Annotated in this window: 10 protein-coding genes; 2 read left to right on the forward strand and 8 right to left on the reverse strand. The window is 37.7% G+C overall.

Going from position 1 to position 11,686, the window contains the following annotated elements; all coding sequences use genetic code 11:
* Positions 1 to 6 precede the first annotated feature (6 nt).
* From ACAM30_RS09260 to ACAM30_RS09285, 6 genes are all read right to left on the reverse strand, one after another.
* The gene (locus ACAM30_RS09260; protein ID WP_369618226.1) at positions 7 to 1,566 is read right to left on the reverse strand and encodes a PepSY-associated TM helix domain-containing protein; all 1,560 of its coding nucleotides are present in this window, start codon (positions 1,564 to 1,566) and stop codon (positions 7 to 9) included.
* Between the two features lie 3 nt (positions 1,567 to 1,569).
* A complete protein-coding gene (locus ACAM30_RS09265) occupies positions 1,570 to 1,872 on the reverse strand; it encodes a hypothetical protein (RefSeq protein ID WP_369618227.1) in 303 nt (100 codons plus the stop codon).
* Between the two features lie 18 nt (positions 1,873 to 1,890).
* Positions 1,891 to 2,223 carry a hypothetical protein gene (locus ACAM30_RS09270; protein WP_369618228.1) on the reverse strand — a complete coding sequence of 111 codons (333 nt, stop codon included), beginning with the start codon at positions 2,221 to 2,223 and terminating at the stop codon, positions 1,891 to 1,893.
* A 59-nt stretch (positions 2,224 to 2,282) separates the two neighbouring features.
* A complete protein-coding gene (locus ACAM30_RS09275; protein ID WP_369618229.1) occupies positions 2,283 to 4,748 on the reverse strand; it encodes a TonB-dependent receptor in 2,466 nt (821 codons plus the stop codon).
* Between the two features lie 216 nt (positions 4,749 to 4,964).
* Positions 4,965 to 6,200, reverse strand: a complete 1,236-nt coding sequence (gene odhB / locus ACAM30_RS09280; protein ID WP_369618230.1) for a 2-oxoglutarate dehydrogenase complex dihydrolipoyllysine-residue succinyltransferase — start codon at positions 6,198 to 6,200, stop codon at positions 4,965 to 4,967.
* Positions 6,201 to 6,282: 82 nt separating this feature from the next.
* A complete protein-coding gene (locus ACAM30_RS09285) occupies positions 6,283 to 9,057 on the reverse strand; it encodes a 2-oxoglutarate dehydrogenase E1 component (protein WP_369618231.1) in 2,775 nt (924 codons plus the stop codon).
* A 116-nt stretch (positions 9,058 to 9,173) separates the two neighbouring features.
* Between ACAM30_RS09285 and ACAM30_RS09290 the strand changes: the two genes are divergently transcribed.
* Both ACAM30_RS09290 and ACAM30_RS09295 read left to right on the forward strand, forming a co-directional pair.
* Entirely contained in the window at positions 9,174 to 9,725 is a 552-nt protein-coding gene (locus ACAM30_RS09290) for a hypothetical protein (RefSeq protein WP_369618232.1), read from the forward strand.
* 62 nt (positions 9,726 to 9,787) lie between these two features.
* Positions 9,788 to 10,183 carry a hypothetical protein gene (locus ACAM30_RS09295; protein WP_369618233.1) on the forward strand — a complete coding sequence of 132 codons (396 nt, stop codon included), beginning with the start codon at positions 9,788 to 9,790 and terminating at the stop codon, positions 10,181 to 10,183.
* A gap of 45 nt (positions 10,184 to 10,228) precedes the next feature.
* Here the strand turns inward: ACAM30_RS09295 and ACAM30_RS09300 are convergent, their stop codons facing one another.
* Positions 10,229 to 10,582 carry a hypothetical protein gene (locus ACAM30_RS09300; protein WP_369618234.1) on the reverse strand — a complete coding sequence of 118 codons (354 nt, stop codon included), beginning with the start codon at positions 10,580 to 10,582 and terminating at the stop codon, positions 10,229 to 10,231.
* Between the two features lie 41 nt (positions 10,583 to 10,623).
* Positions 10,624 to 11,649, reverse strand: a complete 1,026-nt coding sequence (locus tag ACAM30_RS09305; protein WP_369618235.1) for a LacI family DNA-binding transcriptional regulator — start codon at positions 11,647 to 11,649, stop codon at positions 10,624 to 10,626.
* Between the last annotated feature and the right edge of the window lie 37 nt (positions 11,650 to 11,686).

An 11,686-nucleotide genomic window follows, 5' to 3' on the forward strand; every position in this document is an offset into this window, starting at 1 on the left:
TTTTATTTATTTTTTAGAAACAGTTTCGTTTTTAAGTTTTAACGAATACGCGACATAAAGGCTTATAGAGGCTAGGAATATCCAAAAAACATCTACAAAGAAGACCTGAATTTTATTTTGCATGAAAGATGTCCAAAACCAGTTTCCGGATACCATTCCGTTTGTAATCGGGATTAAAAATCCGAGGATACTACCTGAAATTAAGCAACATTTGTTGGTAAAAGCGTCATTCTTTTTGAGAATGAAAAATACGGTAAGCAGGAGCCATCCTATAAAGTAAACCATGTATAGCTGGTCCTGAGTCAGAGGGTGGAATATTTTGGCAGCAATAAAAGCAAATGCCGTGATAGGGTACATGCTTAGACAGATGGCTAAATAAATACGAACGACTCCGGCATTAAAGCGTCTTTTCTTTTCAGGTAAGTTATTTTTTTGTCTGGCGACTAACCAAATCATTACTCCCGAAATGATGACAAAACAGGTAATTATACCTAAAACGAAACTTACAATTTTGAGAGCATAACCTCCATAATCGCCAAAATGTATGCGATAGAGTACATTTTTTACCACGTCGAGATAGCTGGTTTGAGTAACCGGATTTTTTCGGGCGATTTCTTTTCCGTCTGCAATTCTGTACACGATCTTTCCGATTCCGGTGAATTTTTTATGACTCAGCATTTCACCTTCCACTAAAACGTGCATGTTGGCATCTCCGTAATTCTGAATGAAAACGCGGGTGATTTCAAAATCTTTCCAGCTGCTTTTTGTTTTCGCAACAAGCTGATCAATATTAAATGGAGCGGCTAATTTTTTGTTGTCGAATTTGTATTCGGGATCCGTGTATTCCAGTTCTTTGTATAATTTGTCCTGATCGCCTTTGTACAAAGCCATCACAGCTGGTGCCACGATTAAAAGTTTAATCATGAAAAAAGTTCCGGTTACGGCATATACAAATTGAAAAGGCAAACCAATCATTCCTAAAGCGGTATGGGCATCTGTCCATAAGGTTTTTAGTTTTTCTTTTGGACGGAAAATATAAAAGTTAGAGACGATTTTCTTCCAATGCAGTAAAAGCCCGGTTACGATAGCAAATAAAAAGAACAATGCGGTGAAACCCGAAAGGTAATATCCGGCCGGATACGGAATTTGTGCGAGGAAATGCAAGCGGTATAAAAATTCTCCTAAAGAATAAGAGTCCTCGTAGGTAAAGGTTTTGAAGGTTTTGGTATCGAGATAGAAGAAGGATCCTTCTTGTTGTTTTTTAGGCGCCAAAGTATCTTTTGTACCTTCCATATAAACAGCCACTCTTCGTTCTGTACTTGGTTTCGAAATGGTAATGTTTCTTCCGTGTAAGACATATTCTTTGTCCAGTTTTTGTAAGGCTGAATTGTAGTTGAGCTGGATTTCTTTGGTTAAAGCAGTAGATTCATTTCTTTCCCAATTAATAATTTCATCTCTGAAGAAAGAAAAGGATCCTGCGAAAAAAATCACAAAAAGCACTACGCTGATCACAATTCCGCTAACGGTGTGGGTATGAAAATAGATGTTGTAGTTACGATTGTTCATGGATTATTTTGCTATTGGATTGTAGGTTTGACCAAGGTAAATTATAAGCGAAAAAACTAAAGTAAGAAGAATGTAGATTCCCCATATTTTCCATCCGCTTTTGGCCAGAAAAGCAACAACCATCAGGGCTACCCAGAGGATGAATCCGCTAAAAGCCATGGTCATCAAGATATCGGCACGGCTGAACCAGGCTGCTAAGGCCAAATGAAAGGTGACTGAAACAAAATAGCCGCCTAAGATAGCAGCTGTAATTTTGGCAAATCTTTGCCATTTGGATTGGGTTAAATATTTTGGATTGGCCGGCATATTTTAATTAGAAATAAATTAGTAGTAATAAAATTCCAGGAGAGCTGCGAGGATAAAAATACCGAGAATCGCAAAACGGCTTATTTTTTTTAAAGGAGCTAGAATGATAATCAGACTTCCAATGGTCATGAGCTGAATAAAGAACATTAGGGTTCCGCAGCACAAAGATTGTGTAAACAGCCAAAGTGCGTAAGCCAGTAAAAGAAGTCCCAGCCCCAAAAGTTTGGTTGGTTTAGGATTGCTTTTCATCCATTTCTCAAAGCCTAAATCATACGATAATGTGGCTCTTTTTGAGGTATAGTACAATGTATAAAAAGCTAAAAAGACAATAAGGCTTGCAATTGTGATCATGATTGACGAAATTTAAAAAACACCTCTCTTTACGGGAAAGGTGTTTTTTTTGATTTTTATTAGAATTTATAAGCGAAACTTGCCGCTACACTTCTCATGTTTCTGGGATGAATCGTAGACCATCCGTCATAAGTATCTGCATTTGCAATGTTATCCATCTTTAAGGTTAAAGTGAATTTCTCCGCAGCATAGAAAATAGAAGAGTTTAGTACGGTATACTCAGGAATCGTAAAGGCTCCGGTCGTTTTTCTGTTCATGATTTTGTTATCGCCTACATAATTTCCTCCAAAGCCTAATCCGAAACCTTGTAGTGGTCCTTCAGGGAATTTGTAGCTGGCCCAAAGATTTGCCAGGTTTCTTGCTCCTGCACTTTCCGGTCTGAAGTTTACAAATTCAGGATCACCCGCTGTAAGTACCGCATCATTATAGCTGTAACCAAACACAATGTTTAAACCGGCAACCGGGTTAGAAACGATTTCAGCTTCGAAACCTTTGTTTCTCTGACCTCCGTTTTGGTAAGAAGTAGAGTTTGTAGCATCTGTTCTGATGCTGTAAACCTGATCGGTAACTTTGATATCATAGTAGCTGAAAGTTGCGTAAAGTTTGTCTTTGAAAAGGTTCAGTTTGGTACCCACTTCAAATTGGTTCGCATGTTCCGGGTTGTAAATTCTTGGAGTTCTTACGCCGGCATTTAGGTCTTCACCAGGAGCAACGTTGGAAAATCCATCCATATAATTGGCAAAAACAGAAACCTTATCCAAGATTGGCTGATACACTAATCCGAATTTAGGAGAAAAAGCAGTTTGATTGTATCCTCCGTTGTCGGCATTCATAAAACGGTCTACACGTACACTTGCCATGGCAGACAATGCAGGCGTAAAGTTGATTACGTCAGAAACATAAACACTGTAAACTTCCTGTTTGGTTTGGTTATTGTTGGTCTTTGCTTTTGCCAAAAGATCATCAGTTGCTGCTTTTGATAAATTCCCGTTATCACCGGTTGTGATGTATTTAGTAGGGTCGGTAATTTTGAAAATATTTTCGTTTACGATTTGTAAACTTGCGTTACCAATATAAATGCTTCCATTAGCGATATATCCTGTTCCGTTGTCTGTTGAAGAGTTGTTGAAGTAATCGAAACCGGCAACAATTCGGTTTCTTAGTTTGCCAATTTTGAAATTACCGATAAAATTTTGTTGAATATCAGTCGTTAGTGTGGTAGAATTTTGATAATTTATAAAACGGCCTAACACAATGCCTTCGGTGACTTTTGGATAACTTTTAGTTCCTTCGTACAAATAAGAATAGTAACCTTCTGATCTTGATGATCCTCTTGAAATAACAGTCTGAGAAGTCCATTCGCTATTAAATTTGTAAATCATCTGTCCTTGCAGATTGTAAGATGGTGTTTCTATAGCAAGCTGGTTGCTGGTGTAAGAACGTTTGTTGTCATAACCTAGTTCTTTCATATTGTGAACTCTTAAAGGAGCACCTCTGTCCAAAAATAACATGGTTGGATTGGTCGCTTTATTGTTCATGAATTCAGTATTGATGAAGAACGAAAGTTTATCGTTTACTTCATAAGAAAGAGAAGGGGCAAAAAAGAATGATTTTTTAAATCCTGCATCCTGAAAACTATTTTCATTGTGATAAGCAGAATTGATACGTAGGTTTACTTTGTGCTCGTCGTCTAATGGGGTGTTGACATCGGCAGTAATTCTGTTTAATCCGTAACTTGCAGTGGTGTAGCTTATCTCGCCTCCGAAATGATCGTAAGGCCTTTTTGTTGTGATGTTGATTAATCCTCCGTAAGAAATAAGGCTGCTTCCAAACAAGGTTCCGGATGGTCCTTTGATGACTTCGATTCTGTCGATGTTGGCAGGATCAAGGCTTCCGTTTGTCAGTCCCGGTAATCCGTTAATCATTGTAGGCTGAACTGCAAAACCTCTTAGAGAGAAATACCCTGCGCCATCTCCTCCGCGTCCTGTAGAAGCCCAAAGAGTAGTCAATCCCGGTGCGTTTTTAAGAGCGTCGTCGATATTGGTTACGACTTGTTCTTTTAGCAGTTCTCCTGTAATAGTTGAATAAACTTGTGGGTTTTCAAGATTTTTAAGAGGTAATCTGGATACCTGCTGGTTTTCTTTGCGGGCTAACGGATTCTTTTTTCCGTGACCGTTGATCACGATTTCGTCCAGTTGCTCAGAATTGGAACTGATGGTGAAATCTTCAATTATTTCGTCTCCGCCATTAAGAGAAACACTTTTTTCTTTGGAAGAATGCCCAACCGCAGAAACTTTAATAACATAGTTTCCCGGTTTGATGTTTTTAATTTCGTAAAAACCTCTGCTGTCTGTATTGGTTCCTAATTTTGTTCCTTTTAGTAGGATGGTTACATTATCAGCGGGCTGATTGTTACTTAGTGTAATTTGCCCTTTTATGCTTGCTCTTTGCTGTGCCCACATTGTTGGAGTTGCAAGCAGTGCAAAGAGAAAAGCCAAAAATGTTTTAGTGTATTTGGTTTTCATTATTATTTAGAATTGATTTTAATAGTGCAAATTTAATTGCAGAACACAAACCAAACAAACTATTTTTATTTATTCTAAATAAAATAATTTTTAAAGGGTAAAATTTTTTATTGTTTAATTTTTTAACATCTTAAGCCGATTTTAAGTCAATATTAAGAAAAAAAACCTGCTCAAGTTAATGAGCAGGTTTTGTATGATTGTTGAAAAGTATTACAATTACAATTCTAAAGCGCGTTTAGCATCTCCGTTCATCAATAACTCTAACGGATTCTCTAAAGCTTCTTTTACAGCCACTAAGAAACCAACTGACTCACGTCCGTCGATGATTCTGTGGTCGTAAGAAAGTGCTACGTACATCATTGGGTGAATTTCCACTTTACCGTTTACAGCAATTGGACGCTCGATGATGTTGTGCATTCCTAAAATTCCTGACTGAGGAGGGTTGATGATTGGAGTACTCAACATACTTCCGAAAACTCCACCGTTAGTAATAGTGAAAGTTCCTCCTGTCATATCGTCAACAGTGATTTGACCGTCACGTGCTCTAAGTGCTAATCTTTTAATTTCAGCCTCGATTCCACGGAAAGTCAATAATTCAGCGTTACGAACTACCGGTACCATTAATCCTTTTGGTCCTGAAACTGCGATTGAGATGTCAGCAAAATCGTAAGCAATTTTGTAATCACCATCCATCATAGAGTTAACATCAGGGTATAATTCTAAAGCTCTTGTAACGGCTTTTGTAAAGAATGACATGAATCCTAAACTTAAACCACCGTGTTTTGCTTTGAAAGCATCTTTGTATTCGTTACGAATTTGGTTGATTGGCGTCATGTTTACTTCGTTGAAAGTAGTAAGCATAGCCGTTTCGTTTTTAGCCGAAACTAATCTTTCTGCTACTTTACGACGTAACATAGATAATTTTGTACGCTCAGTTCCACGGCTTCCTCCTGTTGGAGTTCCCATAGAAGGTACTGCGTTTACTGCGTCATCTTTAGTGATTCTTCCACCTTTACCAGTTCCTGTTACTGAAGCCGGAGCGATGTTTTTCTCGTCTAATATTTTTCTTGCTGCCGGAGATGGAGTTCCTGCTGCATAACTTGTAGCTGCCGGAGCCTGAACCGGAGCAGCTTTTGGTGCTTCAGCTTTTACTTCCGCTTTTGGTGCTTCTGCCTTTGGAGCTTCAGCAGCCGGAGCTGATCCTGATGGTTTAGCTGCGTCAGTATCGATTAAACAAACTACTGCACCTACTGCTACAGTATCGCCTTCTTCCGCTTTAAGCGTAATAACTCCGCTCATTTCAGCAGGAAGTTCAAGAGTAGCTTTGTCTGAATCAACTTCAGCAATAGCCTGATCTTTTTCTACGTAATCTCCGTCTTTTACTAACCAAGTTGCGATTTCAACTTCTTTTATAGATTCCCCTGGTGAAGGGACTTTCATTTCTAAAATCATCTTTGTTTTTGTTTTAAGTTTGATTGGTTTAAAGTTTCTTGTTTATGCTAAACCTGAAACTTTAAACCTGAAACATTGTTTTTTATCTGAATAAATTTTTATCGAATACCATTCTGATTGCATCAGCGTGACGACGTTTTGAACGTGTGTAACTTCCTGATGCCGGAGCAGAATACGCTTTTAATGAAGCTAATCTCCATTTTACAAGGTCAAAGTTCATCAACATAAAGCTGTAAGCTCCCATGTTTTTAGGCTCTTCCTGTGCCCAAACGTAATCGTCGGCATTTGGATATTGTGCGATGATTTCTTTGATTTGCTCTACAGGGAAAGGGAATAATTGCTCGATACGAACAACCGCAACATCATTTCTTCCGTTGTTTTCTCTTTCAGCTACGATGTCATAGTAGAATTTACCGGTACAGAATACTAAAGATTTTACGTCTTTTTTGTTTACTGTAGTATCGTCGATTGTTTCCTGGAAGCTTCCGTTTGCTAATTCATCAACAGTCGATACGCATCTTGGATCACGTAATAAACTTTTTGGAGAGAAAACTACCAATGGTTTACGGAAGTTTGTTTTCATTTGTCTTCTGATCAGGTGGAAGAAGTTAGCCGGTGTTGTACAATCGGCAACATACATATTGTGTCTTGCACAAAGCTGTAAGTAACGTTCCATTCTTGCAGAAGAGTGCTCAGCTCCCTGACCTTCATATCCGTGAGGCAATAATAAAACAATACCATTTTGGTTGTTCCATTTGTCTTCTCCACAAGAAATATACTGGTCAATCATGATTTGTGCTCCGTTAGAGAAGTCTCCAAATTGTGCTTCCCAAATGGTTAAGGCTTTTGGATTGGCTAATGCATATCCGTAATCAAAACCAAGAACACCATATTCAGATAAAAGCGAGTTGAAAACACCGAATTTTCCTTTTTTGTTCTCAATAGCATCCAGTAAAATTACTTCTTCTTCAGAATCTTCTACTTTAACTACCGCGTGACGGTGAGAGAATGTACCACGCTCTACGTCCTGACCGGAAATACGAACGTCAAATCCTTCTGTTAAAAGCGAACCGTAAGCCAATGCCTCTGCAGTTCCCCAATCAAGAGTGTTGTTGTCGTATCCTACTTTTCTGTCGGTAACAATTTTAGTGATTTTGTTGATGAACTTCTTGTCAGCCGGTAACGTTGAGATCGTATTGATGATAGAATCCAGTCCTTTCTTGTCAAAAGTAGTATCTGTTTTTCCTAACATCTGCGTATCTGTTACCTGAACAAATCCGTTCCATTCGTTTTGCATGAATGGAGTTATAATAGTCAAATCTTTTTTACGGGAAGCTTCTAAGTTTTCCTCTAAAGCAGATTTGTATTCTTTTTCTAAAGCATTTACATAAGAGGCATCGATTATGCCTTCAGACAATAATTTCTCAGCATAAATATCTCTTGGATTTTTATGTTTTGCGATGATTTTGTATAAAACAGGTTGTGTAAAACGAGGCTCATCACCTTCGTTATGACCGTACTTTCTGTATCCTAATAAATCGATAAATACGTCACGTCCAAATTTCATTCTGTAATCTAAGGCAAAAGATACTGCGTGTACAACAGCTTCAGCATCGTCAGCATTTACGTGTAATACCGGTGAAAGTGTTACTTTGGCAACGTCTGTACAGTAAGTAGACGAACGTGCATCTAAGTAGTTAGTAGTAAAACCAACCTGATTGTTGATTACGATATGAATAGTACCGCCTGTTTTGTATCCGTCAAGCAATGACATTTGAATGATTTCGTACAAGATTCCCTGACCTGCGATTGCAGCATCTCCGTGAACGGCAATAGGTAATACTTTAGAGAAATCGTTCGGATAGTATTTGTCTTGTTTTGCTCTTGTGATTCCTTCAATTACAGCTCCAACCGTTTCTAAGTGAGAAGGGTTTGGTGCTAAATTGATATTGATGTTTTTTCCTGTTCTTGTTTTTTTGTCAGCAGTAAGACCTAAGTGGTATTTTACGTCACCGTCAAAATACTCCTGATCGTAATCTTTACCGTCAAACTCACCAAAAATATCCTGAGTAGATTTTCCAAAGATGTTAGCCAAAACGTTCAAACGACCACGGTGAGCCATTCCCATTACGAATTGTTCTACTCCTTTTTCAGCAGCCTGCTCGATCAAAGCATCCAAAGCCGGGATGATAGATTCACCACCTTCTAATGAGAATCGTTTTTGACCTACATATTTAGTATGAAGGAAGTTCTCGAAAGATACGGCCTGGTTTAATTTATTTAAGATGGTTTTCTTTTCTTCAGAAGAGAAGTTTGGCTGGTTTACATTTACAGCCAGTTTATCCTGAATCCATTTTACAACGCCAGGGTTTCTGATGTACATGTATTCGATACCAATGTGCTGGCAGTAAATAGTCTGAAGACGTGTAACAATATCCTGTAGTGTAGAAGGAGCTACTCCGATTGCCTGAGCAGCATCAAAAACTGTTGAAAGATCAGCAGTTGTTAATCCGAAATTTTCAATGTCTAAAGTTGGAGACGACGTTCTGCGGTCACGAACAGGGTTTGTTTTGGTAAACAAGTGTCCGCGAGTACGGTAAGCATCGATTAATTTTAGGACATTGAATTCTTTTTGTAATTTATCAGAAACTAAACTACAATCTACGTTGTCGTTTGTTACGTATTCAACGATTCGTTGAACCGGATTTTCGTCATTATAAGTCGTTTGTCCAAAATCGAAACCTTGAAAAAAACTTCTCCAGCTTGGCTCAACGCTATCTGGGTTTACTAAATACTGATCATATAATTGTGCGAAAAACTCTGTATGCGCTGCATTTAAAAATGAAAACCTATCCATAATATGAGTGAATATACTTTTTGTTAAATAGAATCGCAAAAGTACAACAATCACATTTATTTAAATCTTTTTTTTACGTACTTTTACGTAAAAATTTGTTAAAAATAGACTCAACTATGGATAAAAATCAAATTTCAATCGTTTTCAAAACTTTTTTTGTGATTTTGGCTGTCTCATTTTCGGGTTCTGCATTTGCACAGCAAAAATATGTCATAGACAATAGTAATCATTTTTGGGAGAAAGTTCAGTTTGGAGGAGGTCTTGGTTTAGGAATTGGTTCCGGATATACGGACATTTCAGTTGCACCAAGTGCCATTTATAATGTAAACGAAATTGTGGCGGTTGGTGTTGGATTACAGTTTGGTTATTTGTCTTCTAAAAATTATTACAGCTCTTTTGTTTATGGCGGAAGCCTTGTTGGACTGGTGAATCCGATTCCTGAAATTCAGTTGTCAGCAGAATTGGAACAGGTTCGTATAAATACCGACTATAAATCAAATGCCTCTCGACCAAGTTATTCTGATGATTATTGGAATACCGCCTTATACCTCGGTGCGGGTTACCGAACCGGAAGTGTTACTATCGGAGCACGTTACGATGTTTTGTATGATAAAAACACCAGTCTTTACGGATCAGGGTTTATGCCTTTTGTGAGAGTTTATTTTTAGAGGGGCTAAGGTTCTGAGATTCTGAGGTACTAAGTTTTAGATTGAGAATAAAAAATTTTTAAATGGATCAAGCTTTATATTCTGAAGTAACTTTAAAATATTTGATACAAAATCATATTGAATTTTCAGAAAACGTTGATTTTAAAGAAGATAAATCTTTTGAGTGTTCTGTAAAAAGTATGAGTGGAAACAGATTTTTGTGGATCTCGACTTATGATTTGGAAATAACGATTGGTTTTGAAAATTCTGAAAAAGAATGTGATTGGCATTTCCATATAGGATCATCGGGAGGAAATAATCAGCATGAAGAATTAAAAGAATTGACTAAAGAGCTGAATAAAATTTTAAGCAATGAACAGGTTTTTATTTTAGAAAATGATAAATATATTCCATTTGATAAAAATGAAAGGTCAGCTGTAAAAGAAAATAAAAAGCTTTTTGTGTGGGGTGAGATATAAGAATTTAAAACCTTAGAATCTTAGTAGCTCAGCACCTTAGCCACTCTACCTGTAATGCTTCCGAAACCAAACCTTCTGCCATTCTCTTTTTAAAATCAAAAAAGAAACCTGCTCGGCTAAGATTACCAAATCAGAACCGTCGAGTTTTTTGATTTCATTTTCAGGCACATCAATAATGTAAAGCAGATTGAGGTATTCGGCAAATTTGTACTGAATCATTCTGTAGATTTTCTCGTGAAGCTGGATTTTTAGTTCTTCGGGAGAAATACTCATCGGAAAATCTATTCCTTCGTTGGCTAAATTAAAGTCTTTGTTGATTTGCTCAATCAGACTTAAATATAGATTTTCGCTTTCGGCATCAGCCAATAAAATATCGGTATTTGCAGGAATTGGAAACATTGAGGCTTTTTAAGAATTGGCGCAAAGTTAAAACTAAAAAATCATTTAACAGTCGATTCTCTTTCAATGATTCTTGTAGGAAGTTCAATAATTTGATGGGTCACCGGTCGATGCTCTTTCAGATCGGCAATTTCATCGATTAAAAGCGAAACGGCCTGATGTCCCATTTCAAAGCCAGGCTGGTCAATTGTCGTTAATTTAGGCGATATAACCGTACTCATAAACCAGTTGCTAAAACCAAAAACCGCTACCTGCTCCGGTGTTTTGATTCCTGCCTCATTAAAATATTTGATGATTCCGATGGCTACTAAGTCAGTGATGGCAAAAATCGCGTCTATGTCCGGGTGTTCCGTCATTATTTTTTGAGCATTTTCGTAGCCGTCTTCAAAATCGGTATTGTTGTCACACACATAAACCAGTTTTGAATCGTATTCTATGCCGTGCGCTTCCAAAGCCCTTTTGTATCCTAAGAACCGATCGATGGAGTTTTGCGGAACATAGGAACCTCTAAAATGTGCGATCTTTTTGTATCCTTTCTTAATAAGATAGGAAACGGCATCGAACGCCGCTTTAGCATCATTGATAACCACTTTGGAACAATCGACTCTTTTGGCAATTTTATCAAACAAAACCACCGGCGTGTTTTTGCGGATGGCATCATTAATATGAGTAAAATCATCCGTTTCGTTAGAGAGCGACATCAAAACCCCGTCAACACGTTTTTGAAGCAGCAAAGCAAGCTGTTTTTTCTCGAGTTCGTATTTTTCGTTCGACTGTAATATAATGACGAGATAGCCTCTTTTTTCGGCTTCTTCAAGAATACCATTTAAAACACTGGAGAAAAAATGATGCACGGTAGCCGGAATGATGACACCTATTGTTTTGGTTTCGTTGGTTCTCAGGTTTACTGCAACCGAGTTAGGCATGTAGTTCATGCTCTCGGCCATTTCGATCACGCGGGCACGTGTAGACTTACTAATATCGGTATAGCCTTTTAATGCCTTTGAAACTGTGGTAACCGAAATTCCCAATGCCGAGGCTATATCTATTAATTTGGTGTCATTCATGAAATAAAAGTACTAAAAAATAAAGTGTATTAATAAA

It is taken from the genome of Flavobacterium sp. CFS9, from assembly GCF_041154745.1.
GTDB lineage: Bacteria > Bacteroidota > Bacteroidia > Flavobacteriales > Flavobacteriaceae > Flavobacterium.